Source organism: Qipengyuania algicola, from assembly GCF_042492175.1.
Classification (GTDB): Bacteria; Pseudomonadota; Alphaproteobacteria; order Sphingomonadales; family Sphingomonadaceae; genus CAJXSN01.
In genome coordinates, this window is the sequence record NZ_CP170453.1 from 526,634 (window position 1) to 552,225 (window position 25,592).

Consider the following 25,592-nt stretch of genomic DNA (forward strand, 5'->3'; position numbering starts at 1 on the left):
CGGCGACAGGCGCTGGGGACCATTTGGATTTAACGGGGGACCAGTCCTTGCGTGTACTGGCATTAGCTTCGCAAAAAGGCGGATCGGGTAAGACCACCCTTTCAGGCCATCTGGCGGTTCAGGCGCAGCGCGCCGGAGCAGGACCCGTCGTGCTGATCGATATCGATCCGCAAGGCTCTCTGGCCGATTGGTGGAACGAGCGTGAGGCGGAATATCCCGCTTTCGCCCAGACCACTGTCACGCGGCTGGCAACCGATCTCCAGGCCTTGCGCCAGCAGGGCTTCAAACTGGCCGTCATCGATACACCGCCTGCCATCACGATGGCGATCCAGTCGGTTATCGGTGTGGCCGAACTGATTGTCGTCCCCACCCGCCCCAGCCCGCACGATCTGCGCGCCGTGGGCGCTACGGTCGATCTGTGCGAACGTGCAGGCAAGCCGCTGGTGTTCTGCGTCAACGCCGCCACGCCCAAGGCCAAGATTACTTCCGAAGCCGCTGTTGCGCTCAGCCAGCATGGCACCGTTGCACCGATCACGCTGCATCATCGCACCGATTTTGCCGCCTCGATGATCGATGGCCGCACCGTGATGGAAGTCGATCCGAACAGCCGCTCCGCCGCCGAAGTGACCGCCCTGTGGGGCTATCTCGCTGACCGGCTGGAGAAGAATTTCCGCCGCACCGTCTTTGCTGCTCCGCAAGCGGCGCAGCAACCCTCGGGCGGCTACCGTCCCGCAGGTGGCTTCGGCCGCCGCGTAGCGTCCTAAGCGCGCCTTTCAGGGGACAGGAAACACCATGACAGAAACGAGCTTCGCCTCTCTCAGCCCTACGCTGCTGGCCCGCAAGGGCGGCGCGAAGCCTGCCATGCGTCCGCAGATCGCTCCCGTGCACGGCGAAAGCCCGAACGGCGGCGCTGCTTTGGCTGCCAATCTGGAAGATCTGGGCTGGAATGACATGGGCGAGCCCCATGAAACGGACCAGCCGACGGATGGCCACGCTGGCCTGACACCGGAACCCGCCCCGCAACCAGCCAAACCTTCTGTGGTCGCAGTCTCGCCAGCGGAGGCCCCGATGCCTGTTCCGCCGGTAAAGCAACAGATCGAGGAGCTGGCCACCCGCATTGCTTCCAATGACAGCCCAGAAAATCGGGATGCGCCGGCGGCAAAGCCGCGGCGGTCCGCTGCCTCTCGCGGCAAGCGTGCTGCCTTCACCCTGCGGCTCGATTCCGACCGCCACCTGAAATTGCGTCTGGCCAGCACCATTCGCGGCCGCAGCGCTCAGGCACTGGTGACCGAAGCGCTGGACAAGTTGCTGGGCGACATGCCCGAAGTCGACAGCATGGCCGCACAGGTCCCACATCAAGGCGCGGGCAAATGACCCGCGCTCCCTCATTTGCACGCATGATGACCGCCCAAGGGGAATACCAATGATCCGCAAGCACAGCTTTACCCGCCTTGCCCTGACAAGCGCGCTCGCCACAGTGGCCCTCGCGGGTTGCACCGCAGCCGGCGGCAAGCGAGCGGATACATCGGCCAGCGATGCACGGGTTGCGATTGCCCAAGGCAAATCGGCCTCCGCGGTTGCCAATGCAGAAGCTGCCGTGGCTCAGGAAGCGCGAAATGCGACCTACCGCGCAATGCTCGGCGCAGCCTATCTCGACGCCGGCCGCTTCGCCTCGGCAGCGACCAGCTTTCAGGACGCGATTTCGCTCGGCGACACTTCGCCCCGCACCGCGCTTGGCTATTCCCTCGCGCTGATCGGCAAGGGTGATCGCACCGCAGCTCTGGGCGTGCTGTCGGACTGGCGCGACGATATCCCGGCCGCTGATCGCGGCCTTGCGCTGGCATTGGCAGGCGATCCCGATCGCGGTGTCCATGTTCTCGCCAACGCCCTGCGCGGCGGCCAGAACAACGCCAAGGTTCGCCAGAATCTGGCCTATGCTTACGCCCTGCAGGGCAATTGGCGTGCTGCCCGCGTAATGGCCGCAGAGGACGTTCCCGGCGATATGCTGGAAAAACGCCTGTCCGACTGGGCGCGCACCGCCACCGATGGCGCGCATCAGGAACGGGTTGCCGGTCTGCTGAATGTGCCTGTGACCCGCGATCCCGGCCAGCCCGCCGCACTCGCGCTGAATATCGCTCCGGGTGAAGAGCAGCGCTTCGCAGAAGCCGCCGCAATGGCCCCGGCAGTGCCTGCACAGGCTACTCCGGCACCGACCGGTTTCGTTGCGCAGTCTTCGCCGCGTGAATTGCCGCCGCTGACCGACATTCCCGCACCGCGCGCTGTTCCGCAGGTGGCCGATGTGGCTCCGGCGGTAGCGCCGCCGGCAGACTTCGAAGAGGCCTTCGCCGCTCCGGCTCCGCAAGGTGCCACGGTTGCGCAAGTCGCCACGAACGCTCTCAAATTCGTCTCTAACCCGGTCGTCCAGACGATGCCGGTGCGTAATGGTGCCAAGCCCGAAACGCGCAGCATCGCCTCCAGCGCAGCCGTTTCGCGCAGCGATGGCAGCCATCTGGTCCAGCTGGGCAGCTTCGGTTCCGAAGCCGGTGCAAAGCGCGCCTGGGGCATTTACGCCAAGCGCTATTCGCAGCTTTCCGACCACCAGATGGTCATCACCAAGGCTGTGGTGCGCGGGAAGACCTATTTCCGCGTCTCGGCTGCCGGTTTCGATAACAGCAGCGCGCGTTCCATGTGCTCTTCTGTGAAGACCCGCGGTCAGGGCTGCATCACCTGGGCCAGGAATGCGCCTCTGCCCGGTGCCGTGGAAACCGGCGTTCGCATGGCCAGCCGCTAAGGCAGCAACAGATCATCTAAAGCGGATCACTCCCGCACCATGCCCCTTCCGGTCCACATGCCGGGAGGGGCTTTTTTGTCTGGGCGGAGCGGCGCGGCCTAGAGCCTGCTGAGATCCTGCCGGTCGACCGGCTTGTCCGACAATTGCTTGCAGACATGCTCGAACACGGAGATGTGCAGCGGCTCCACGAACTCCACGCCGTTAACTTGGTTGTCCCACCACCGCACTATCGCGGGGATCGGGCCGAATGTGCCCAGCCGGAGAGTAATTTCTGTGCCCTGCTTCATGGTGCCGAAACGGTCATAAAAACGGCAGCCCGATTGCGAGAGATCGGTGATCCAGACATCGCGCGCAACACCGGAACCACGGCGGTATTTGCCCTGAACGCCGACGGTGGCGCGTTCTGCACGGGGTTTGTGGCCTTCATCCGCCGACATGCACGCCGCCTTTCCACAATGCTGTTACCCGCCCCTGCACCGGCTGGCCGTCGAACGGGGTGTTCCCGGCCGCTGCCTGCATGCGGGCGCTACTCACTATCCATGGCTTATCGGGATCGACCAAAGCAATATCGGCTTCGGTGCCGGGTGCCAGGGACCCCGCATTTATCCCTAAGAGCCGCGCCGGAGCAGCGCAGAGCAAGTCGGCCAGCCGCGCGTGGTCGATCACGCCGTCACGCACCAGTGTCAGCGACAGGGCGAGCAGGGTTTCCGCGCCTGCCATACCGGGCTCGGCATCGGCGAAGGGCAGGCGCTTGTCCTCCACCCCGCGCGGATCGTGACCGCTGGAAATAACGTCGATCGTCCCGTCGGCAATCGCCTCGCGGACCGCCTGCCGGTCTGCTTCGCTGCGCAAAGGCGGCGACAGGCGGGCGAAGGTGCGAAAGCCGCCGGTTTCCAGATCGGACAACATGAAATGCGCCGGTGTAACGCCAGCAGTGACGGCCACCCCCCGTGCCTTGGCCGAGCGCACCAGATTGAGCGCGGCGCGTGTGGTGACTTGCCGGAAATGCAGCTGTGCACCGGCCATCTCGGCCAGCGCGATATCGCGGGCCACGGCCAAAGCTTCTGCTTCGGGGGGCGCGCTCGGCAGCCCCATCCGGGTGGCCATCTCGCCCGCCGTGGCCGCAGCATTCCCGGCCAGCGCGGCATCCTCTGCATGGGCAACCACCACCAGATCGAGCATGGCGGCATATTGCAGCACGCGCAGCATCGTTCCGCTATCGGCAATCCAGCGGCGGCCTGTCGCAATGCCGCGCGCACCCGCCGCCTGCATCAGGCCCAGTTCAGCCAGTTGTTCACCATCCAGAGCGCGCGTTGCAGCGGCCAGCGGATGCACCCAAAGATCCGGCTTCCCGCTCTTGGCAATATAGCTGACCCGGCTCGGCAGATCGAGCGGCGGCGACTGGTCGGGCATCAGCGCCGCGCGGGTGATCCCGCCAAAATGAAACGCCGGTTTGTCGATGGTGAAGACGCCGAAATCGACGAGGCCGGGCAGCACCAGTCTGCCCCTAGCGTCGACGGTTTCATCACTGCTTTCCGCAGCAACATCGCCCACCGCGACAAGTGCGCCATCGGCGCAGCGCAGCGAACCATCGACCACGCCGCCGGGCGTGACCAATTGTGCATTGGTGATCGTAAGAGCGCGCTGCTGTTTCATTCCCGCGCCCTCACACCCACTGGCCCTTGCCGAGCTCGCCCGACCAGCCATCAATCCCGCGCGCCCGCCGGGTCAGAATATCCAGACAAGCCATGCGAATGGCGACGCCCATTTCCACCTGCCGGGTGATGATCGACCGGTCGAGCCGGTCGGCCACATCGCTGTCGATCTCCACACCCCGGTTCATCGGGCCGGGATGCATCACCAGCGCGTCGGGCGCAGCGCGGTCCAGCCGGTCTGCCGTCAGGCCGTAAAGGTGATGATATTCGCGCGCGGAGGGGATGAATTGCCCCGCCATCCGCTCGCTCTGCAGACGCAGCATCATCACCACATCGCTGCCCGCGAGCGCCGCATCGAAATCATGAAACGGTTCGGCCCCCATCCGCTCGATCGCGGCAGGCATCAGCGCCGGCGGAGCGCAGACGCGCACGCTGGCCCCCATCGCCTGCAGGCACAGTATATTGGAGCGCGCGACCCGGCTGTGCAGGATATCGCCGCAGATCGTGACGGTCAGGCCGGTAAAGTCCTCCGCCCCCTCGCCGCGTTCTTCCAGCGCGTGACGCAGCGCCAATGCATCCAGCAGGGCCTGCGTCGGGTGTTCATGGCTGCCATCGCCTGCGTTCAGCACCGGGCAGTCCACCTTGCTGGCGATCAGGTCCACTGCGCCGCTGCTGCGATGGCGGATCACGATGGCATCGGCGCGCATCGCATTGAGCGTGATCGCCGTGTCGATTAGCGTTTCGCCCTTCTTCGTGCTGGAGGTCGCGGCGTGCATATTGACCACATCCGCACCCAGCCGTTTGCCCGCAATTTCAAAGCTCAGCAGCGTGCGCGTGGAGTTCTCGAAAAACGCATTGATGATGGTCAGGCCAGAAAGGTGCTCCGCCCGCTTGTTCGCGCTGCGGTTCAGTTCCACCCATTGTTCGGCTTCGTCCAGCAGATAGAGGATTTCGTGCCGTTCCAGTTGGGCAATGCCGGTCAGATCGCGGTGCGGGAATGCATGGCCGCCCGCCGGATAGCGGCTGCCTCCGCCCCCGGCCCCGCCTGCTGAAGATGCTGCCGATGTCATTAAGCCCACGCCTCTAGTCGAGCCCCGTGGGGCGCTCAAGGGGAAAGCGGTGGCATGACGGCCCCGTGCCACCTATGTCGGTTTCAGAAGGATAACCCGCAAAGGACACGCATGGCATTCGCAAAATCGGTTTGGCGCCTGCTGAGGGGCATCAAGGACGCGCTGGTCCTGATCTTCATGCTGCTGTTTTTCATGGCGCTTTACGCTGTGCTCACGTCCCGCCCCTCGCCCGCACAGGTGCGCGAAGGTGCGCTGCTGCTGGAGCTGAATGGCTATGTGGTGGAAGAACGCGCGGTCATCGATCCCATCGACGCGCTGATTTCGGGCGAAGCGCCGGTGGGCGAATACGATGTGCAGGATCTGGTCCATGCGATCGACAGCGCAGTCGATGATGACCGGATTGGTGCGGTTGTGCTCGATCTGTCGGGCTTCCTTGGCGCAGGTCAGGCCCATTTGCAGGACATCGGCGCGGCGCTCGACCGGGTGCGCGCGGCGGAAAAGCCGGTGCTGGCCTATGCCGTGGGTTATGCCGATGACGGGATGATGCTCGCTGCCCATGCCAGCGAAGTGTGGCTCGACCCGCTGGGCGGCGCGATTATCGCCGGGCCGGGCGGGGAACGGCTGTATTATGCCGGGCTGCTGGAACAGCTGAACATCAACGCCCGCGTCTACCGCGTCGGCACCTACAAATCGGCCGTCGAGCCCTATCTCGAAAGCGCCATGTCAGAACCCGCGCGCGAAAACTACACGGCGCTCTATGGCGCTCTGTGGGAAGAATGGCAGGCCAATGTGAAGAAGGCCCGCCCCGATACCGATATCGCCACGGTCACTTCCGATCCGGCAGGCTGGATTGAAAGCGCGTCCGGCGATCTGGCCACCGCCGCCCTGGAAGCAGGGCTGGTCGACAAGCTGGGCAGCTATGTCGAATTCGGTGACCGGGTCGCAGAAATCGTCGGCGAGGATTCCTACGGCTCCTACCCCGGCAGCTATGCCTATACCGAGCTGGAGCCATGGCTGGCCGACAATGTGCCCGACACATCGGGCAGCGCCATCGGCGTGGTTACCATCGCGGGCGAGATTGTTGACGGTGATGCCGGCCCCGGGCTTGCCGGCGGAGACCGGATCGCAGCGCTGATCGACGACGCGCTCGACACCGATCTGGCCGGGCTGATCGTGCGGGTGGATTCGCCGGGCGGATCGGTTCTGGCCAGCGAACTGATCCGTGAAGCGATAGAGCGGCATTCCGAGGCGGGCATTCCGGTGGCGGTCAGCATGGCCAATGTCGCGGCCAGCGGCGGATACTGGGTGGCGACACCCGCTGACCGTATCTTCGCCGAACCGGAAAGCATCACCGGCTCCATCGGGATTTTCGCCGTCATCCCGACCTTCGAGGATCTGGCTGCCGAATACGGCGTCAATTCGGACGGTGTGCGCACCACGCCCCTGTCGGGCCAGCCCGACCTGATCGGCGGCTTCACACCCGAAGTGGACGCCATCCTGCAAAGCTCCATCGCCGATGGATATTCCGATTTTCTGGAGCGGGTGTCCGCCTCGCGCAACCTGACCACCGAGCAAGTCGACCGCATCGCGCAAGGGCGCGTGTGGGACGGTGGCACTGCACGCCAGATCGGTCTGGTCGATCAATATGGCGGACTGGACGCGGCCGCCGAATGGGTCGCAGCCAAGGCCGGTGTCGCCGAAGATGGCTGGCACCTGACCTATCTGGGCGAAAGCGATGCGACCTATGACACTGTATTGCGCTCGCTGATAACGCCGGATGCTGCGCGGGTTCCTTCGCAGGACGTCTTCGCGCTGATGTCCAACCGCCAGAGCCGCACCATCGCGCGGCTGCAAGACGACGCCCGCCGCCTGCTGACCACACGGGGAATGCAGGCCTATTGCCTCGAATGCCCGGCGCCGGTGCAGCGATCCGCCAAGGCTTCCGAAGCGAGCCTGCTGGAGCGTTTCTTCAAACTGCTCGACTAACCCGCTTGCCTTCCCGCCGCCCAGGTGGCAAAGGCGCGGCCCTTCGTAAGGTGTGCCGCGCAGGCCGCCATACGGGCGCGTAGCTCAGTGGTAGAGCACACCCTTCACACGGGTGGGGTCGCAAGTTCAATCCTTGCCGCGCCCACCATAAATGCCCGTGGCTTGAAAGAGTCGGCATTCGCGCATCCGCGCGCAGATCGCCGCGCTCAGCTGGCCTGATCGAAGCCTATGCGAGGCACGGCTTCCCATTTCGTATCATTGCGCCAGAAGCTACGGATGCCGCGCAGGCGGTAGATCAGATTCATCTGGCGGAAGCCGAAATTCTCCAGCAGGGCAGCTTCGCCGATCCGGTAGAGATCGCGGGCGCTCTGGAGCCGCCTCAACTGGATTTCTTCAAGCACAAGGCTGCCAAAGCTGAGCCCCGTTCCGAACAGCACCGTCACGCCGAGAAAGGCCAGCGCCATCATCGGATCGAGAATGCCGAGCAGGACTGCAGCAGGCACGACCAGATAGCCGATGACCTCCGCGGGCGGACCGATAATGTCCTCCAGTATCAGTTGCGGCATCCCGATCATGCCGATGCGGCCATAGCGCGGATTGAAGATCATCCGGCGATGCCTTTGCAATGTCTCGAGCGCACCCTGCTGCCAGCGCGAGCGCTGTCCCTTGATCCCGGCAAGGTTAACCGGTGCCTCTGTCCAGCAGACGATGTCGGGCACGAATTTGATCGCGTAGTCGCGCTTCTGCTCAAGCATGTACCGGTGCATGCGCACGACCAGCTCGAGGTCTTCGCCGACGGTATCGTGGCGATACCCGCCGATTTCGATCAGCACATCGCGCCGGAACATCCCGAAAGCACCGGAAATCAGCAACAGCGTGTCGGTATGCGCATTGGCAACGCGGCTCGAAAGAAAGGCGCGCAAGTATTCGACAACTTGAAAGCGAGGGACCAATTTCTTGTCCACGCCGATCTTGCGCAGCGCGCCTCCTTCGATTTCGCAGCCATTGGCGATCCTGATGGTCCCGCCCACGGCAATCAGACGCCCGTCATCATGCATGAAAGGCTCGGCCGCGCGCAACAGTCCGTCTCTCTCGATGATGGAATCCGCGTCGATCACGCAGACCAGCGGAGTGCGCGCAAAGCCGATCCCGGCATTGGCCGCATCGGCTTTCCGGCCATTTTCCTTGTCGACCACAAAGAGATTTGGAAAGCGGCGGGAACGGTATGTGCCGAGGATTTTAGTCGTTTGAAGTTCCGCAATCTGCTCGCGCTCATAGGGCTCCATTTCGAAGCCCCGGATCAGCGCGCCCAGCGTATCGTCTTTCGAACCGTCATTGACGACGATCACCTCGTGATGCGGATATTCGAGCGCCAGAAGCGCCTTCACGCTGTCGACGATCGACAGCTCCTCGTTAAACGCTGGCGCAATCACCGACACCGGAAATGCCAGGTCGCCATAGCGGTTCCACAGCTCGACCGCATTGCGCCCCGGCTTTGTGCGCGTGGCGAATACCCAGCCCGCGACGATGAGCTGCAACAGGCTGATCCCGTTGCGGGCCGCGACCACCAGAAAGCAGCCAAAAGCCAGAAACAGAACGGCATTAGCGGCCGCCAGTTGAAGGTCCGCCCAGGTCATGCGCGAAGCCTCGGCTGCTCGTGATCGGGCCATTGCTCTTCGAGCACTTCCAGCGCGTGCTCTGCCCGCAGGCGAACCCAGAAGGCCTCATCCTCCAGCAAGAGCCGCAAATGCGGGATCGCGCCGTGCAAACCCAGAGCCGCACAGCAATTGACCGCCTGAATGCGCACGAATTCCACCGGGTCGCGCAAGCGCTCGAGCACCCAGGGCTCCACAGTTGGCACGCCAAGCTGCCCTGCGGCCCGCAGCGCGGCGCTTCTCAGCTCGGCATGGTTCATCCGGCTCGCCTTCCTGAGGAGCGGAAGCACGTCCGGGTCTTCAGACCAGCCGAGTGCATCAATGATCAGGGCGCGGTGGTCATGAGAAATATCGTCTTCAAGCAAGAGCGCCAATTCTTCGGAGTAGTGCGGCGCGGATGCCCGGAACAGCGCCTTGTCCAACCGGTTGATCTTGCGCTCGAACATGCCGAGGATACGGATTGTCTCGCGCGGCGGCGGCAGGGCATGGACGGCAGCCAGTGCAAAGGCCGCTTCCAGCCGGACCGCCTTGTTGCGGTCGCGCGCAAATATCTCCCGCAACCGGGCGATGCAGGCCTCGCTACCGAATTGTTGAAGCAGACGGATCGCGTCGATCCGGCGGGCCGATCGCCAGCTTTCCGATTTCCGCAATGTGGCTCTCAGCAGCCCGTCGAGCTCGGCCATCTGCATCAGCCGGTGGCGCTCTCCGCCACGCAGCAGCAGATGGATATGGCTGACAGCCTCCAGTTTGAGCTCGTCGCTCCACTTTGCGGGCGCTTCGTTATCCGCCTGCCCGGAGACCCTGCGCATATAGCTTCGCGTGATCGCGGTAAGTTTGTCTTTCTCGGCCCGTTTGCACCGCTCCTGATACCACCGGCGCAGCAACAGGATGGCGAAGGCAACCAGCATCACCAACGCCACCATCGCGGAAACAAAAAAGACGAACTGCGCCCCCACTATCGCTCCCCAAAACGCCAGCGCAAATCGAGCGAGAGAGCAGAGCGTTCATAGCTGTCCTCCCGAGACTCGTATTCACCAGTAAGGCCCAGCATCAGGGTGTCGGACAGATCGAACCGTGCACCTGCGGCAATTGCGCGCAATTGCCGCGTCCCGTCGACTTCTGCGTCAGGGTAGCTGGCAAGAACGGCGAACATCTCGGGCAGGCGGGGATGGCGATAATCCGCACGCAGAGCTCCGCCCAGCCGGTAGTCCTCGCCGCCGCCGATCAGATGGATCGAGCTGGCTGTCAGTTCCAGCGTCGGCGAGAAGCGCTGCCGCAATCCGGCACCCAATGCCACGACATCATCGCTGCGATATTCGGCGAACCGCCCGTCGACCAGCAGAGTGGTTGACCGGCTGACGCCGAATTCCGCGCCGCCCCCCAGACTCCAGTTCTCCCGGAAATCGGCATTGGGCGTAACCCCGCCGGCAATGAAATACCGGTTCGTGCCGCCGGGCAAATCGACCCGGGCCGAGAGCCGCGTATCGGTCGACAACCGTTCCTCGCGCTCGATTCCGAAGGCCGCGACATTCCCGTTGCCCCACCCGGCAGCAATCGCGCCGCGCTGGACATACCATGTCTGATCAAGGCCCGAGGCAAAGGTCGCGTCCGAGACAGAGCCGCCCACACTGATCGATCGCAGCCTGAGTTTGCGGTCCTTTCTGGCCTGCTCAAGCGAGGCGGAGAGACGGTCGAGCCCCGGATATCCGGGATATTGCGCCGAAACCTGATCGGCCTGGGCCTGCGCTTCCGCAAGCTGACCGCGCCAGAACAGGATGTTGGCACGGGCAAGCTGGATGTCGGGATCGCCGGGTGACAGGGCAATGGCGCGGTCGATTGTGCCTTGTGCCGCGCCGACATCGCCCAAGGCCGCCTGCACAGCGGCATGGCGGCGAAGCAGGTCTGCGTCGCCCGGGTTGTCCTGCAAAAGCTTGCGCAATATACCATCTGCCCGGTCGAAATCACCGGCCACATAGGCCTGGTGTGCCGCCTCGCGATCAGCCGCAGCAGGCTGCGCCTGTGCCTGCGCCTGCGCGGGCAGCGCAGCGAATAGTGCGAGCCAGACAAGCATCGCAGGAGCGCGGGATTTCACGCCGATCACGCCGCCCGCACCAGCAATTTCTGGATCCGGACCATCAGTTCCTTGGGAATGAAGGGCTTGGTCATATATTCGTTCGCCCCGCTCTTCAGGGCCGCAACCACGTCTTTCTCGCCATCGCGCGCGGTCAGCATCACGATGGGGGTGCGTGCGGTCTGCGGATCGTCCCTCAGCCGGGCGAGAACCTCCGGGCCAGCGACCACGGGCATCATGGAATCGAGAATAATCAGGTCGGGGTCTTCCGATCCCGCCTTTTCCAGCGCTTCCATCCCGTCTGCAGCCGTGACGACCTGGTGGCGAGCGCCTTCGAGCCTGAAACGGAGCATTTCCGTCAGGATCGCGTCATCGTCTGCGATCAGTATCTTTGCCAAGTGGGCCTCCGGAGTTGGTATTCTGACTACCGGAATTAAGTTAATTCATCGACAAGACCGGCCTCAGGGAATCACGCGAGTCTCAGAATTAAAAATCGCCTATTTTCAGAGGTATCGCAGTCGGGGAGTCCCGACAGCAGGCCTTGGTTACAACTGGTTACAATCTGTGCTTAACGCGGAAAGCAAAACGGCCCGCTCTCGCATGAGAGCAGGCCGTCGTTTCAAGCAGTGTTTGAAGGCGTTTACGCGCCGGGCGCGGTGGTCACGGGTTTGGCGCGCTTCATCGGCTGGGGAGCCTTCTCGCGCTCGCCATTATCGAGCACCTTTTTCATGACATATCCGCCCGCTGCCATCGCCGCCATGGCGGGCAGGCTGATGCGGCGCAGGATCATGGGCGCGATAAAGCCCAGCGCCATGCCCGCGGGACCGCCGATTGCGCTGGATTTCTGGGCCGCCTTGCCGCCGATATAGCTTGTGATAATCTTGCCGATCATATTCAAATCTCCTTTGCCTAATCAACGGCTTCACCCGTGTGAGGTTCCGGAGTTTGCCTTTCGTGCGCGGCGGTTTCGCGCGGCTTCGGTGCTGAAGCTGCGGGGTGGACGGTCCCATTCGCCATCCGCATGGATCACGATATCGTCCGGTGCGACATCATTGGCGGCGTATACGTCCCAATTGGAGTGAACCATGTCGGGCGGGCCGTAGATCCGGGCGGCATTGGCGGCGCGGATGCCGCCGGGACCATCGCGAAAACCGACATAATGCACCAGTCGCGCTTGGCGTGGAGGAGACTTGCCAGATGGAGTGGCGGAGCCCTTACCGACTGCGCGCGGCCCGCTTGCCATCGCCCCCGCCAAAATTGCTTTCCATCGGCACATCGAAAGCGCGGATATAATCGCCCATCCGCTCCAGCACTTCGCCCGGTGTCAGGCCGAACATTTCCAGGCTGTAGCGATGCGGCTTGCGCTTCAGGGCGCGGCTGCGCTCCAGATAGTCCTCCATCGCCGGAACCGCCGGTTCGATCTCAAGGCCGAGGAAATCATACACCCGGTCCATCGTGCCGCGCCAGTCGCGGTCCATGTCGTCATACTGGACGTCGATCATCCGCTCCGGCGCAATCGTCTTGCGCGCCTCCATCATGCGGGTGACTTGCAAATGGGTCTTGCGCAGCCATTCCTGCCCCACCGCGTTCGGATCGACATCGTCGGAATAGATGATCGTCTGGTTCCAGGCGAGGCTGGCCGCGCTGCCTGTCACCTGCTGCGGATCGCGGTGGGTGAAGATCAGGCGAGCATCCGGGAAGACGTTCAGCAATGCGGGCAGATCAAGCATATGCTGCGGCGTTTTCAATATCCACGGGCGGATGCTGCTGACTTGCTGGCTCCACCCGATCAGGCGCAGCTGGTCGGCCATATAGGCATAGGCGGGGGTGGCATCCACGCCCTCGCTCCAGCGACCATAGCTGGGAATCTGCCACTGCGCCTCGTGCTTCATCCCGTACATGCTGGCGACCAGCAGGCCGAGCTCTTCTTCGGGCTCCATCGGGCCGGTCGGGTGGATCGACAAGGTGCGCGGATTGGCCAGCCGGGCGACGCGCATGATCCGTTTTGCCAATACGGGGCGGAAATCCTCCGCCTCGCCTGCCAGCACCGCCTCGAAATCGCGGCGCGGGACCGGGCTGATCGTCTCGAAGCTGCGCATGTGGCTGAAGCGCCGGTCGCTCGCCAACAGCCGGTGCATTCGCGTTGTACCCGACCGCATCGGGCCGACAATCACGACGGGGCTGCGCATCGGTCGCTCGAGGATTTCCGGATGCCGTCTGAACCAGTATTCGCTCAGCAGACGGTGGAACAGGACCTGCCGGAACTGCAGCATGGCCGACAGATCGCCCGCCGCATTCAGCCGCGCTTCGCTTTCGATCGCGTCGAGCAGCTTCTGCAGCGGCTGTTCGAACCACGGATCGCCGAAATCCTCCAGCCCGCCAGCCTGCTCTATCGCCTGCTCTTTCAGGAAATCCGCGTCCAGCCGGGCAGGCGCAATCGCACCCAGACGCCGTCCAGCGCGCAGTCCCTTGTCCATAATATCGATGAATGGCGTCCGGCGTGGGGGCGTTGTCGGATTGAATGCCAAGTATTTGCCCCCGGGTCGCATGAAGAGATTTTGCTCTAAAGAAAACAACACAGCGTTCAAGACCGGTGCGGGTTCCTTGCACGGGCGCGAATGGGGCGGCATAGGCTGGCCGCATGCATGACATTCGCCTGATCCGCGACGATCCCGCCGCCTTCGATGCCGCCCTCGCCCGCCGGGGGCTGGAACCTGTTGCCAACTCCATCCTGGAACTGGACGAGAAGCGCCGCGCGCTCACCACGCGTGCACAGGAAGCGCAGGCCCGCCGCAACGAGGCCTCCAAGGCCATCGGGCAGGCGATGGGCAAGGGCGACACGGAAACCGCCGAGAAGCTGAAGGCCGAAGTGGCCGAGTTGAAGCAGACGATGCCCGCGCTGGAAAAAGAAGAGAGCGAGGTCGCCAACAGGTTACAGGACATCCTGCTGGCTCTTCCCAATCTGCCTGCCGCCGAAACCCCCGATGGAGAGGGCGAGGAAGACAATGTCTATCTGCGCGAATGGGGGAGAAAGCCCGATTTCGCGTTCGACCCGCAGGAACACGCCGAGCTCGCGCCCGATCTGGGCATGGACTTCGAAACCGGTGCCCGCATTGCCGGCGCACGCTTCACCTTCTTGCGCGGACAGATGGCCCGGCTGCACCGGGCGCTGGGCCAATTCATGATCGATACGGTTACTGGCGAGTATGGCTTTACCGAATGCAACCCGCCTCTGCTCATTCGGGAAGAAGCCGGTTACGGCACCGGGCAATTGCCGAAATTCTCCGAGGATCTGTTTCAGACCACCGATGGCCGTTATCTGATTTCCACGTCGGAAATGTCGCTCGGCAATTCCTTCCGCGAGACGATCTACGAAGAACGCGATTTTCCGATGCGGATCACCGCTCTCACGCCATGTTTCCGTTCGGAAGCCGGGGCCGCCGGGCGCGACACGCGCGGTTTCATCAGGCAGCACCAATTCGAAAAGGTCGAAATGATTGTCGCGGCGCTGCCGCAGGATAGCGAAGAGGAGCTGCAGCGGATCACCGCCAATGCCGAGGGCATTCTTCAAAAGCTGGGATTGCATTACCGCGTTATGCAGCTGTGCTCGGGCGATCTGGGCGCGACGATGATGAAAACCTACGATCTTGAAGTCTGGCTGCCGGGACAAGGCGCTTACCGCGAGATCAGTTCCTGCTCCAATGGCGGGGCCTACCAGCCGCGCCGAATGAATGCGCGCTATCGCCCGCAGGATGCGAAAAAGACCGAGTTCTTCCATCTGCTCAACGGCTCCGGCCTCGCGGTGGGCCGCACGCTGGTGGCCGTGCTGGAGAATTATCAGCAGGCCGATGGCAGTGTGGACGTGCCCGAGGTGCTCGCGCCCTATATGGGCGGGGTGACGCGGCTGGAGCCCCATCCATGAACACCGTCATGAAGCTTTGCGCCATTCTCCTCCCCCTTGAGGGGGAGGCCGGGTGGGGGTGCTCGGCGCATCAGGCAAACGCGGCAACCCCACCCCCGGCCCCTCCCTCAAGGGAGGGGAGGCATTCGTGAAAATCCTCCTGACCAATGATGACGGTATCCGCGCCCCCGGCCTCGAAGTGCTGGAAGCCATCGCGGCCGAGTTTTCCGACGACATCTGGATCTGTGCGCCGGACGAGGAGCAATCGGGCATGGGCCACGCCCTCACTCTGACCCGGCCTGTCCGGCTGCGCCAGCACGACGAGCGGCGGTTCTCCGTCACCGGCACGCCCACGGACAGCGTGACCATGGGCCTGCGTCAGGTGATGGACGGCCCGCCCGATCTGATCCTGTCCGGCGTCAATCGCGGGGCCAATCTGGCGGACGACATCACTTATTCGGGCACTGTGTCTGCCGCCATCGAGGGCGCGCTGGCCGGTATTCGCTCCATCGCCATGAGCCAGGTCATCGCGCGCGACGGGGCTGCCGATGCCGACACTTTCGACGCGGCGCGCCGGTGGGGCGCGAAGGTTTTGCAGCCGCTGCTCGACACACCGCTGCCAGCTCGCACGCTGGTCAATGTCAATTTCCCCGCCCTTCCCTCCGCCGAGGTGAAGGGAATTCGCGCTGTACGGCAGGGTTTTCACGATTACTCGCGGGGAACTGTGGTGGAGGGGCGTGACCCGCGCGGCTTCACCTATTACTGGTTTGGTTTGCAGGCGATCGAGCACACGCTGGATCACGGCACCGATCTGGAAGCCATCGACGAGGGGTATATCGCAGTGACACCTTTGCAACTGGACCTGACGCACCACGCATCTCTGGGCGAATTGGGGGAGCGGTTCGCATGACGCGCCTTCTTGCCATGGCCACCGCCGCTGCCGCGTCTCTACTGATCGCCAGCCCCGCCGCCGCCAATCCGGCAACCGCGAACACCTACACAGTGAAAGAGGGCGATACGCTGCGCGGCATCGCCAATCGCACCGGTGTGGACGCATCGCTGATTGCCGCAGTCAACGGTCTGGTGGAGCCATATTACGTCCAGAAGGGCCAGACTTTGGCGATCCCCCGCCAGCGGGTCCACACCGTGAAATCGGGCGACACGCTGGGCGGAATTGCCAACCGGTATGGCGTCGCGATGACCAATCTGGCGCTGGCCAACAATATTGCCGCGCCCTATTCGCTGCGCGTGGGGCAGAAAGTCATCATTCCCGCCGTCATCAACACCACCATCCGCCCGCAAACGCCCCGGACGACGCCCTATTTCCGCCGTCCGCATGATGGGCGCGTGATGCTCGGCTTCGGGCGCGGTCATGACGGGATCGATATCGAAACCGGCATGGGCGACATGGTGCGCGCGGCTGCCAGCGGCACGGTGGTGTTCGCCGCGCCGGAGAAAACCCGCTTTGGCCGGCAGGTGCTGATCGACCACGGCAATGGCTGGCAGACCAGCTATGGCCACCTGTCGCGCATCACGGTGAGCAAGGGCGAGGTCGTGAAAGTTGGCGAACGGATCGGGCTGGCGGGCGATGCCGGTATTGCCACCCGCCCCGAACTGCACTTCGAAATCCGCCACAACGGCCGCGACGTCGATCCGGCAACCAAATTGCCCGCACGCGGGAATTGAGCTAACCGCCTCTTCCGGACGGCGTTTCCAGGGGCGGGCAAAGTTTAATGAGCGATCAGATAGACAGGATCGGCACCGGCCCGCGCGAGCGCCATTATCGTGGGCCGAAATTCAAGCCGCTGCGCCGCGCGGTCGATATACCCGTCTGGGGCGATCTGGTGATCCGCATCGGGCTGGCGCTGTTTCTGATTGCCATCGTCGTCATGATCCACTGGTGGGATCGCGGCGGGCTGGTCGACAATCTCGACGGTGAAGTCAGCTTCACCGACGTGATCTATTTCACCATGATCTCGATCACCACCACCGGCTTTGGCGATATCGCCCCGATCACCGACCGGGCACGGCTGGTGGAGGCCGTGATCGTCACGCCGATCCGTTTCGCCGTGTTCTTTATCTTCGTCGGCACCGCTTATAATTTCATCATCAAACGCAGTTGGGAGAGCTTCCGCATGGCTCGCATTCAGGAACAGCTTTCGGACCATATCGTGGTGCTGGGCTACGGCATCTCCGGCTCCGAAGCGGTGGCGGAATTGATCGAGCGCGGGACCGATCCGGCGCAGATCGTGGTGGTCGATCCCAGCGAGGAACGCCTGATCGAGGCCGAAGCGCAAGGCTGCAACGTGATGACCGCCGATGCCACACGCGATGGCACATTGCAGGCGGTGCGGATCGAGAGAGCGCAGAACGTGCTTGTCTCGGCAGGGCGCGACGACACCTCCATACTGATCGTGCTGACCGTGCGCGCGCTGGCCCCCAATGTGCCGATCAGCATGGTGGTACGCGCAGACGATAACGAGCAGATCGCCCGGCAGGCGGGCGCGAACAATGTCATCAACCCGGTGCGCTTTACCGGCCTGCTGCTGGCAGGCAGCGCAAAGGGCGCGCATATCGCCGAATATCTTGCCGATCTTGCCTCCGTTTCGGGCCGCGTCCAGCTGGTGGAGCGCGAAGTCACCGACGAGGAATGCGGCTGCTCCATTTCCGATCTGCCGTCGGGTGGCCGGGGCCTTCGCGTCTATCGCGGCGGCAAGGCGCTGGGCTTCTGGGAAGACGCCTGCCAGAACCTGCAAAAGGGCGACATCATCGTCGAAATCGTCCCCACCCCGTCAGGCGAAGAACGCGGCGACGGGCATAACGGCCGCCACGCGGACAGCTCCGACTAGTTCATCAGCGCAAACACACTGCCCATCGCGGTCATGCCGACGATGAAATGGCCCGCATCGATAAAGAAATGCGCCGCTGTCTTGCGCAGATAGAGGTAATTGATCCCGATGGCGGGGATCATCACGCCCACGGCAAAGCCGACCGAAATCATCATGATCGCGCGGTCGCTCGCCCCGGTCATGGCGAATTGATGCGCCAGCACGGTGGCGATCAGCAGTTCGAACAGGAAAGTCAGCCCGAAGATTTTCAGCATGCTGCCGGACTGGATCTGCTCGTCGCTCATCCCCGCCGCCTTCTGCCAGGCCTTGCCGAAGATCACGCCGTACCACAGCGCGCCGACCACAAAGAAGGCCAGCGCCGCCAGAACTATTGTCAGAAGGCTCATCTCGCCCATCGTCTCTCTCCCTATCCAAACCTGCCCTATAGCGCGCAGAGCCAAGCAGGTGTAGGGGCGCGGCCATCATGAACACTGCAACGCAAGCCCCGGCAACAACGCTCCCCGACGCCAAGAAGGTCGGCATGGTCTCGCTCGGCTGCCCCAAGGCGCTGGTCGATTCCGAACGCATCCTCACCCGGCTGCGGGCGGACGGGTATGCGATGAGCGCCGATTATGCAGGTGCGGATGTGGTGCTGGTCAACACATGCGGTTTCCTCGACTCTGCCAAGGAAGAGAGCCTTGCCGCGATTGGCGAGGCGATTGCCGAAAACGGGCGCGTCATCGTGACCGGCTGCATGGGCGACGAAGCAGATGCCATCCGCGCCGCCCATCCGCAGGTGCTGGCGGTGACCGGTGCGCATCAATACGAGCAGGTGGTCGAGGCGGTGCACGAGCACGCGCCGCCTTCGCAGGGGCCATATGTGGACCTCATCCCACAACCCGACATCAAGCTGACCCCGCGCCATTACAGCTATCTGAAAATTTCGGAGGGCTGCAACCATTCCTGTTCGTTCTGCATCATTCCCGACTTGCGCGGGAAGCTGGCCAGCCGGCGGATCGATGCGGTGCTGCGCGAAGCGGAGAAGCTGGTCGCGGCGGGCACGCGCGAATTGCTGGTGATCAGTCAGGACACCAGCGCTTACGGGGTCGATACTCGGCACGAGACGCGGATGTGGAAGGGCCGCGAAACCCGCGCTCACATGACCGATCTGGCGCGTGAGCTGGGCCGGCTCGACATCGGGAACGGCTCGCCCCCCTGGGTCCGCCTGCACTATGTCTACCCCTACCCGCATGTCGATGCGGTGATCCCGTTGATGGCGGAGGGGCTGCTCACACCCTATCTCGATATCCCGTTCCAGCATGCCAGCCCGTCTGTGCTCAAGCGCATGAAGCGGCCCGCAAATGAAGCCAAGGTGCTCGAACGCCTGAAGAGCTGGCGCGATATCTGCCCCGACATCGCCGTGCGCTCCAGCTTCGTGGTCGGCTTCCCCGGCGAGACGGAGGACGATTTCCAATATCTGTGCGACTGGCTGGAAGAAGCGCAGCTCGACCGCGTGGGCGCATTCCGCTTCGAGCCGGTCGAGGGCGCGCAGGCCAATGCCCTGCCCGATCCCGTGCCTGAGGCTCTGAAGGAAGAACGATACGCCCGGCTGATGGAACTGACCGCCCGGATCAGCGCCGAAAAACTGGCAGCGAAGGTGGGACGGACCCTGCCGGTCATCATCGACGAAGTGGGCGAACCCGACGAAGATGGCGATATCGGTGCGACTGGTCGCAGCCAAGCCGATGCGCCGGAAATCGACGGAGCGGTGTATTTGCGCAATGTCGCCGCCACGCTGGCCGCTGGCGATATCATCGATGTGACGATCGAAGACGCCGACGCCCACGATCTGTTCGGCGTGCCCGTCTAAGCTCGCCCCGGATCACTCGGCGGCAATCGCCCGCACCCGCGCCCATGCAATCTCCGGCTGATCAAGCAGCAGGAAACTGCCGGCATCGGGCACGAATTCAGGCTCCGCAAAGCCGAATGCGTCGCACGCTTTGTGCGCGAGTTCAGCGCTCGTGGTGGCATCCTCGGACCCGTAGATCATGTGCACGGGCACCTGAATGTTCCTGCACAAAGGGCTCCAGTCGGCGGCCCAGTTGAGCATCGTATCGACAAGGCCGGTGAACCGCCCGCGCACGACATAGCTGGCCGAACTGCGCAGCAGACTGACCATTGCGGGGCTTTGCATACTGGCCAGCTCCCGCTCGCAGCCCTGATAAAACTCCTGCACGAACCGGTGGAATTCGCCGGTCCCGATGGTCGCCAGCATGGCGCGCATATAGATTTTCGCAAAGGCCGGCGCGATGCGGACAAGCCGCAACTGTTTCCTGTGGGCCTTACGCAGCATCACCATCCCCTCGGCATCGTAAATCGGCACGAAGGCACCTAGGCCGACAGCCGCTTTCAGCCGCGCGGGATGCCCCTGGGCAAAGGCAAACATATAGGGCGCACCGGCATGGGTGGTGACCGCGGTGCATTGGTCCACATCCAGATGGTCCAGAAATCCCGGCAGCCTGTCGGCAAAATCTTCCGGCGTCTTGTGCCCTTGAACGGTTCCGGTCGTATCGCCGTGAAACGGCCTCCACGGCACGATTATCCTGAGGCCGTTTTCGGCTGCAATTTGCGCCAGAGGTTCGGTCAGCAGCGCGCCTTCGATCGGATGGAAGAACAGCACCGGCGCGCCCGACGGATCACCGTATTCCTCCCATCCGATGACCTGACCATCGCCCGATTGCCACAGATTCTGACAGCGATGCACATCGACCCACACGCTTTCCGGCGGCAATTCCAGCGAATGGAGGAAGCCCGCATAAAGCAGCAGCAGATCTTCCTTGGAATTGATCGATAGCTTGCGCTGGAGCGCCTTTAGCTGGTTGCGCGCCGTGCCGAGGGACCGGCCGCGCAGATCGGCGAACTGGCGCACCGTCCCGCCGCCGACCATATGCTTGACCAGCGCGATTTCCGTTTCCGTGAGGTTCAGCGCCTCGCGGAAAGCCTTACCGCTCCGTTCGCTCCAGCGCAGACGAACCGCGTCGAACGCGATGACATTTCTTTCTCGCGCCCGCGCCGCGCGGACCGTGAACCACCGCCCGCTTTCATCGTCCGGATCGGTGAACAGCCGGATGAACTCACCGTCCTTCTGCTCCTCCAGTGCCTTCATGCGCTCACGATCGGCGGAGTAGGTCGCGGGATCGAATAGCCACTCCGGGGCTGCCTCGTTCTTTGCCGGGACGTGCTTTTCGAACACCATGGGATTGGCGAAAACAACGCGAAAATTGCGATCCAGCGCCAGATCGCAATTGGGCCGGTCCGATGGCTGGGTGTCCAGCGTGCCGTAATCGACCTGGTCGTTGGGATAGACGTTTTCCAGAATGTCGGCGGCATTGCTGAAATGCATCTCTGCCGTCTCGCCCAAAGCGCCTGCTTCCCGGCCAACTTGCGCCAATTCCTCCAGCAGATCGACCGCGTCTCCCGGCTGCGAAATAACCGAATAAGCGCGCGCCAGCACCGCTTCCAGATCGGGTTCAGCCTTGCTTGACATGGCAGATCTCCAAAGGGCGGGTGCGGCAGATACAGCGCATGCGGGGCTGCTTGTGGGGGATTAGAACTTGCGGGGCAATAATCGCCTGCGAAAAGCGCTGCAATTCAACGGGAAAAGGGCGTGCCATGGAGACACGCCCTTCCCTTGGGGTCGCCTGGGTCGCAGACAGACAACCTTACTTGATGCAGTATTTCATCGACGTCTTCAGGCCGCTGGGGCAGCTGCCATTGCGCACTTCGGCATAGTCACCGCTGTCGCCGACGCAGTATTTCTGCGAGGATTTGAAGCCGCTGGGGCAGCTGCCGACCTTGACGATGGCGACATCGCCATTGGTCGAAACGCAGCTGGAACCGCTCGATTTGAAGCCTGTCGGGCAGGAGCCGTTCTTGGGCACTTCCGTGCTGCTGGACTGGGCCATGGCGGCCTGCGGCATGGTGCCGACAGTCAGGGCTGCGGCGAGCGTGAGGATGCGGTATTTCATCTGGAATTCTCCGTATCGATCCCGGATTTCGGGAAACTGGGTGGGGCGCACCGGCGGGGGTCAGTCGTGCCGATGCGCCCTGTCTCGCCGGAGGGATCGCTATCCGGCGCTACGCGATGTTGAGCGGAATTACGGGCGGCCGACCGGGCCGCGGCGATAGGTGAACGCCACCAGGCTCTGGCCGGTTTTCTCGTTGTAATGCTGACAATAGAAATCCGTACCGCCCTTGTCGGTGTGCAATTCGGGCATGTTGAAGGTGATCATCGACCGGCCGCGCGATTCAAGATGCTTGTCATAGGCCGCGCCGCGATCCGAATTGCGGCCGCTGGCGGTGGGTGTGTAGCCCAGCGAGTGGCCGGTATGGAGCATGACGTGCTGGCCGCTGTAATTGTTGGTGCGGGGCGCGTTGGTGTTGTCGAGCTGCTCGCTGCCATCGAATGATATGCATTGGAGTGCATAGTCGTATTTGTTGTATTTGGCCGTATCGACCTCGAGATACACCACCTCGCCCGAGCCCATGCCCGGCAGCACGCAGCCATTCGACGGGGAGACAGGCTCACGCTCGATCAGGCCGCTGCGCGTTTCGGTGCTCAGCCCTTTGGAGAAGGTGTAGTCGCGGGCAACTGCAACAAATGCGTTACCCAGACCGGTGTTGGCGCACTGTGTCATGCTGGCATATTTGGCCGGAGCCGCGCCGGGGCGCCCCAGATAGTCCCCCCGGCTGGCCGTTCTGGGGTAGTTCGATCCGGCTGTTGTTCCGACATAGCCGCCAGTTGCTGCGCTTGCTGCGCCGCGAAGCACGGAGCGCCCCTTGGTGCGCTTTGCTTCTTTCACAGCGCGGTCGGCGCGCTCCACGTCTTTGGCGGCATTTTCTACTTTCTTAGCTGCTTTTTTGAGACCGCTAAACGGTCCTTCGGCTGCCTGGGCGCTCGTGCCGAGGGTGACTGTGGTGGAAGCAAGCGCAATGCCTGCGGCGGCGATAATCAGGTTTTTCATGTTCGATCCCTTGAACTGTAGGTTGCAATAAGGACCGGATACGGGCGGCATCAGCGGCGCTGAATATCCCACATGGTACAAAGGGATACAAAATCAGCAGATTATTTTGCGGTTGCGATTAAACTTGCCACGGGCGGAAACCTTCCACGGGTGGCAACCGTATCCCCACCATGCCTCTCGCCATTGACGTCTCCTTCGCCTTTCAGGCCGACCAGCCAACCGATGTGCTGCTGCATTTCGAAGGGGCGATGATTCCCGAGCAGAACCATCTGCGCCATCACACCGACCTGTCGCCAAGCCCGCATATCGCGCGGCTTCCGGCGCAGGATGCGATTGGCGAACGCGTGTGGATTCGCGCGGAGGGCCGCTTTGAAGTGGGCTACAGCGCCGAGGTCGCGGTTGATCGCCTGCTTACGCCCCTGGGTGGTCTACGCCAGATGGACCCGCACACTCTGCCCGAAGATACGATCAAATATCTGTTCGACAGCCGCTATTGCGCGGCGGGCCAGTTCCATTCGTTCGTGGATGACGAATTTGGCGACCTGACGGGCGGCAAGCTGATACTGGCGATCCATGACTGGGTTGCGGACCATTTCACCTATGTGCCCGGGGCCAGCGGACCCAATACGACCGCGCTGGACAGTTTTGTGGAGCGGCGGGGCATTTGCCGCGATTATTCGCATGTCATAGTTACCCTCGCCCGCGCATCGGGCATTCCCGCGCGGTTTGTCAGCTGCTTTGCACCCGGTGTCACTCCGCAGGATTTCCACGCCGTGGCCGAGGTGTTTCTGGAAGACACCACCACGCCGGGCGGCGGGGCGTGGTATCTGGTGGATGCGACGGGCATGGCCGAGCCGGCCGATATCGTGAAGATCGGCGTGGGCCGCGATGCCGCCGATGTCAGCTTCATGACCAGTTTCGGTCTGACCGAATTTCTGGAGAAGACCGTCAGCGTCAAACAGACCGGCTAAAACCGCCGCCTGAATAGCTATCCGCCGGGCTGGTGGACATGGCCCTGCACTGGTATCCGAACCTGATGAGCACCACCGACAATAGCCCCACGCCCGGGCATCGGAACATCGCCGACCTGATGCAGGACGCGCCCGTCATCCCGGTCATTGTGATCGACGATGTGCGGCAGGCGGTCCCGCTGGCCGAGGCGCTGGTGAAAGGCGGCCTGCGCGTGCTGGAAGTCACCTTGCGCACCGATGCCGCGCTGGACGCGATCCGGGCCATGAAATCGGTCGAGGGCGCGATTGTCGGGGCCGGCACGGTGACCGGCCAGCACGATCTGGCAGCAGCGCTCGATGCCGGCAGCGAATTCATCGTCTCCCCGGGACTGACCGAGCCACTGGCCAAGGCAGCCGTGCGCGAAGGCGTACCGTTCCTCCCCGGCGTCGCCAATGCCGGTGACATCATGCGCGGGCTGGATCTGGGGCTCGATCATTTCAAGTTCTTTCCAGCGATGGCAGCAGGAGGCTTGCCCGCATTGAAAGCCCTCGCCGCGCCGTTTCACCAATGCCGGTTCTGCCCCACAGGCGGGATCGGGCCGGACAATGTGGCGGACTGGCTCGCCTTCGATCCCGTCCTGTGCGTGGGCGGCAGCTGGGTCTGCGCTCCGAAAACCGACAGCGGATCGCCCGATTACATCGCGATTGCCGAAACCGCGCGTCAGGCGGCCAATCTGGCGCGTTAACTTTTGGCGATTGGGCGTCTCGCCACGGGACGCAGGCCTGCAGCACACTGGCGCGAGGCCGAAAATTGCGACATATCCGTGGGCATGACACCGATGCTCAAATGGATTGGCGGCGCGACCGCCGCAACGCTTCTGGTCTTTGGCGGGGCAACCCTTGCTGGATCTATGATGGAAACACCTGCCCCAATTGCGGCCGATCCGATGGACACGGCCCCTGCAATCGCGGCGATGGATACTGCGATTCCGGTCGACGAGGCGATGCTTTCGGCAGACGGCGCGACAATCGAGGCGATCTCGGACGAGGAAATGCCGCTGGACGCCGACACTGGCGACATGGCCGACACTGACACTGCGGATATGGCCACCGCCGCATCAGCCGACGCCGCACCCGGTCAGGCCAGCGGCCAGGCGCGCCTTCAGCAGGCAAGCCAGAACAGCGAAGAATTCCGGGTCAAATCCATTCTGCCGATCAACGGCCCCATCAAATATGGCGAGTGGCACTGGAACACCGATCGCGCACCGGCCAATGGCAAGATCGTCATGACCGTGGACCTCGATGCACGGGTCATCTCGGTCTTTAAGGGCGGGCATGAAATCGGCGCATCTGCGGTGCTGCTGGGCACGGACAAGCACCCGACCCCGCTGGGCACCTTCCCAATCCGCTACAAGATGCGGCACAATGTGTCGGAGAAGTACGACAATGCCCCGATGCCATACTCCATGTTTCTGACATCGGACGGCATCGCGCTGCACGGCTCCGACGTTCAGAACGGCTATGCCAGCCATGGCTGTGTGGGCATGCCTGACGATTTTGCGGCCAAGGTCTTCGCGGTGGCGAAGAAGGGCGACAAGGTCATCATCACCCGCGGCGAAACGCTCAGCATGGGCGAGCAGATCCTCTAAGGCGCTCGTACG

General features: G+C 63.2%; 26 protein-coding genes and 1 tRNA gene. 13 read left to right on the plus strand and 14 right to left on the minus strand.

Annotated features, from left to right (window positions below; translation table 11 throughout):
- Positions 1–47: 47 nt before the first annotated feature.
- Genes ACFCW2_RS02560 through ACFCW2_RS02570 form a run of 3 tightly spaced genes read left to right on the plus strand, consistent with a single transcriptional unit; the run spans position 48 to position 2,791 of the window.
- Positions 48–764, plus strand: coding sequence for an AAA family ATPase (locus tag ACFCW2_RS02560; protein ID WP_379547958.1), 717 nt, complete (start codon positions 48–50; stop codon positions 762–764).
- A gap of 28 nt (positions 765–792) precedes the next feature.
- The gene (locus ACFCW2_RS02565; RefSeq protein ID WP_379547959.1) at positions 793–1,374 is read left to right on the plus strand and encodes a hypothetical protein; all 582 of its coding nucleotides are present in this window, start codon (positions 793–795) and stop codon (positions 1,372–1,374) included.
- Between the two features lie 49 nt (positions 1,375–1,423).
- Entirely contained in the window at positions 1,424–2,791 is a 1,368-nt protein-coding gene (locus tag ACFCW2_RS02570) for an SPOR domain-containing protein (RefSeq protein WP_379547960.1), read from the plus strand.
- Between the two features lie 98 nt (positions 2,792–2,889).
- On the opposite strand, the gene ACFCW2_RS02575 is transcribed toward ACFCW2_RS02570, so the two are convergent.
- Genes ACFCW2_RS02575 through ACFCW2_RS02585 form a run of 3 tightly spaced genes read right to left on the minus strand, consistent with a single transcriptional unit; the run spans position 2,890 to position 5,516 of the window.
- Positions 2,890–3,228, minus strand: a complete 339-nt coding sequence (locus tag ACFCW2_RS02575) for a hypothetical protein (protein ID WP_379547961.1) — start codon at positions 3,226–3,228, stop codon at positions 2,890–2,892.
- On the minus strand, positions 3,215–4,447 hold the full coding sequence (locus tag ACFCW2_RS02580) for a dihydroorotase (protein WP_379547962.1): 1,233 nt from the start codon (positions 4,445–4,447) through the stop codon (positions 3,215–3,217). The genes ACFCW2_RS02575 and ACFCW2_RS02580 overlap by 14 nt, the downstream gene beginning before the upstream one ends.
- Before the next feature lie 10 nt (positions 4,448–4,457).
- On the minus strand, positions 4,458–5,516 hold the full coding sequence (locus ACFCW2_RS02585) for an aspartate carbamoyltransferase catalytic subunit (RefSeq protein WP_379547963.1): 1,059 nt from the start codon (positions 5,514–5,516) through the stop codon (positions 4,458–4,460).
- A 111-nt stretch (positions 5,517–5,627) separates the two neighbouring features.
- Here ACFCW2_RS02585 and sppA point away from each other — a divergent pair, with 111 nt between their 5' ends.
- Entirely contained in the window at positions 5,628–7,502 is a 1,875-nt protein-coding gene (gene sppA, locus ACFCW2_RS02590) for a signal peptide peptidase SppA (RefSeq protein WP_379547964.1), read from the plus strand.
- 73 nt (positions 7,503–7,575) lie between these two features.
- Positions 7,576–7,650 (plus strand) — tRNA-Val (locus tag ACFCW2_RS02595).
- Positions 7,651–7,708: 58 nt separating this feature from the next.
- Here the strand turns inward: ACFCW2_RS02595 and ACFCW2_RS02600 are convergent.
- The 7 genes from ACFCW2_RS02600 to ACFCW2_RS02630 all read right to left on the minus strand — a co-directional run bounded on the left by ACFCW2_RS02600 (position 7,709) and on the right by ACFCW2_RS02630 (position 13,756).
- Positions 7,709–9,139 carry a glycosyltransferase family 2 protein gene (locus tag ACFCW2_RS02600; protein ID WP_379547966.1) on the minus strand — a complete coding sequence of 477 codons (1,431 nt, stop codon included), beginning with the start codon at positions 9,137–9,139 and terminating at the stop codon, positions 7,709–7,711.
- The gene (locus tag ACFCW2_RS02605) at positions 9,136–10,113 is read right to left on the minus strand and encodes a HEAT repeat domain-containing protein (protein WP_379547968.1); all 978 of its coding nucleotides are present in this window, start codon (positions 10,111–10,113) and stop codon (positions 9,136–9,138) included. The genes ACFCW2_RS02600 and ACFCW2_RS02605 overlap by 4 nt, the downstream gene beginning before the upstream one ends.
- Positions 10,113–11,258 carry a YaiO family outer membrane beta-barrel protein gene (locus tag ACFCW2_RS02610; protein WP_379547969.1) on the minus strand — a complete coding sequence of 382 codons (1,146 nt, stop codon included), beginning with the start codon at positions 11,256–11,258 and terminating at the stop codon, positions 10,113–10,115. The genes ACFCW2_RS02605 and ACFCW2_RS02610 overlap by 1 nt, the downstream gene beginning before the upstream one ends.
- Entirely contained in the window at positions 11,255–11,626 is a 372-nt protein-coding gene (locus ACFCW2_RS02615; RefSeq protein WP_379547970.1) for a response regulator transcription factor, read from the minus strand. The genes ACFCW2_RS02610 and ACFCW2_RS02615 overlap by 4 nt, the downstream gene beginning before the upstream one ends.
- A gap of 242 nt (positions 11,627–11,868) precedes the next feature.
- Complete coding sequence (locus ACFCW2_RS02620; RefSeq protein WP_379547971.1) at positions 11,869–12,120, minus strand: hypothetical protein; 252 nt, start codon at positions 12,118–12,120, stop codon at positions 11,869–11,871.
- Positions 12,121–12,150: 30 nt separating this feature from the next.
- Positions 12,151–12,471, minus strand: coding sequence for a hypothetical protein (locus tag ACFCW2_RS02625; protein ID WP_379547972.1), 321 nt, complete (start codon positions 12,469–12,471; stop codon positions 12,151–12,153).
- Positions 12,443–13,756 carry a sulfotransferase family protein gene (locus tag ACFCW2_RS02630; RefSeq protein WP_379547973.1) on the minus strand — a complete coding sequence of 438 codons (1,314 nt, stop codon included), beginning with the start codon at positions 13,754–13,756 and terminating at the stop codon, positions 12,443–12,445. Before ACFCW2_RS02630 ends, ACFCW2_RS02625 begins: the two co-directional genes overlap by 29 nt.
- A 113-nt stretch (positions 13,757–13,869) precedes the next feature.
- On the opposite strand from ACFCW2_RS02630, the gene serS reads away from it, so the two are divergent.
- The 4 genes from serS to ACFCW2_RS02650 all read left to right on the plus strand — a co-directional run bounded on the left by serS (position 13,870) and on the right by ACFCW2_RS02650 (position 17,978).
- Positions 13,870–15,150, plus strand: coding sequence for a serine--tRNA ligase (gene serS / locus ACFCW2_RS02635; protein WP_379547974.1), 1,281 nt, complete (start codon positions 13,870–13,872; stop codon positions 15,148–15,150).
- A 127-nt stretch (positions 15,151–15,277) separates the two neighbouring features.
- Complete coding sequence (surE, locus tag ACFCW2_RS02640) at positions 15,278–16,039, plus strand: 5'/3'-nucleotidase SurE (RefSeq protein ID WP_379547976.1); 762 nt, start codon at positions 15,278–15,280, stop codon at positions 16,037–16,039.
- Positions 16,036–16,815, plus strand: coding sequence for a LysM peptidoglycan-binding domain-containing protein (locus ACFCW2_RS02645; protein ID WP_379547978.1), 780 nt, complete (start codon positions 16,036–16,038; stop codon positions 16,813–16,815). The genes surE and ACFCW2_RS02645 overlap by 4 nt, the downstream gene beginning before the upstream one ends.
- Positions 16,816–16,862: 47 nt before the next feature.
- A complete protein-coding gene (locus ACFCW2_RS02650; protein WP_379547979.1) occupies positions 16,863–17,978 on the plus strand; it encodes a potassium channel family protein in 1,116 nt (371 codons plus the stop codon).
- Here ACFCW2_RS02650 and ACFCW2_RS02655 read toward each other — a convergent pair.
- Positions 17,975–18,373, minus strand: coding sequence for a DUF1761 domain-containing protein (locus ACFCW2_RS02655; RefSeq protein WP_379547980.1), 399 nt, complete (start codon positions 18,371–18,373; stop codon positions 17,975–17,977). The genes ACFCW2_RS02650 and ACFCW2_RS02655 overlap by 4 nt on opposite strands.
- A 68-nt stretch (positions 18,374–18,441) precedes the next feature.
- Between ACFCW2_RS02655 and rimO the strand changes: the two genes are divergently transcribed.
- Positions 18,442–19,827, plus strand: a complete 1,386-nt coding sequence (rimO, locus tag ACFCW2_RS02660) for a 30S ribosomal protein S12 methylthiotransferase RimO (RefSeq protein WP_379547982.1) — start codon at positions 18,442–18,444, stop codon at positions 19,825–19,827.
- A 12-nt stretch (positions 19,828–19,839) separates the two neighbouring features.
- Here the strand turns inward: rimO and ACFCW2_RS02665 are convergent, their stop codons facing one another.
- The 3 genes from ACFCW2_RS02665 to ACFCW2_RS02675 all read right to left on the minus strand — a co-directional run bounded on the left by ACFCW2_RS02665 (position 19,840) and on the right by ACFCW2_RS02675 (position 22,981).
- A complete protein-coding gene (locus ACFCW2_RS02665) occupies positions 19,840–21,504 on the minus strand; it encodes a hypothetical protein (RefSeq protein WP_379547984.1) in 1,665 nt (554 codons plus the stop codon).
- Positions 21,505–21,679: 175 nt separating this feature from the next.
- Complete coding sequence (locus ACFCW2_RS02670) at positions 21,680–21,985, minus strand: hypothetical protein (protein WP_379547986.1); 306 nt, start codon at positions 21,983–21,985, stop codon at positions 21,680–21,682.
- A 129-nt stretch (positions 21,986–22,114) separates the two neighbouring features.
- The gene (locus ACFCW2_RS02675; RefSeq protein WP_379547988.1) at positions 22,115–22,981 is read right to left on the minus strand and encodes a hypothetical protein; all 867 of its coding nucleotides are present in this window, start codon (positions 22,979–22,981) and stop codon (positions 22,115–22,117) included.
- 170 nt (positions 22,982–23,151) lie between these two features.
- On the opposite strand from ACFCW2_RS02675, the gene ACFCW2_RS02680 reads away from it, so the two are divergent.
- The 3 genes from ACFCW2_RS02680 (at position 23,152) to ACFCW2_RS02690 (ending at position 25,580) form a co-directional block, all read left to right on the plus strand.
- Positions 23,152–23,952 (plus strand): transglutaminase-like domain-containing protein, encoded by an 801-nt coding sequence (locus ACFCW2_RS02680; protein WP_379547990.1) that lies wholly within the window; start codon positions 23,152–23,154, stop codon positions 23,950–23,952.
- A gap of 65 nt (positions 23,953–24,017) precedes the next feature.
- On the plus strand, positions 24,018–24,677 hold the full coding sequence (eda, locus tag ACFCW2_RS02685) for a bifunctional 4-hydroxy-2-oxoglutarate aldolase/2-dehydro-3-deoxy-phosphogluconate aldolase (RefSeq protein WP_379547992.1): 660 nt from the start codon (positions 24,018–24,020) through the stop codon (positions 24,675–24,677).
- Positions 24,678–24,770: 93 nt separating this feature from the next.
- Positions 24,771–25,580, plus strand: coding sequence for a L,D-transpeptidase family protein (locus ACFCW2_RS02690; RefSeq protein ID WP_379547994.1), 810 nt, complete (start codon positions 24,771–24,773; stop codon positions 25,578–25,580).
- Positions 25,581–25,592 lie beyond the last annotated feature (12 nt).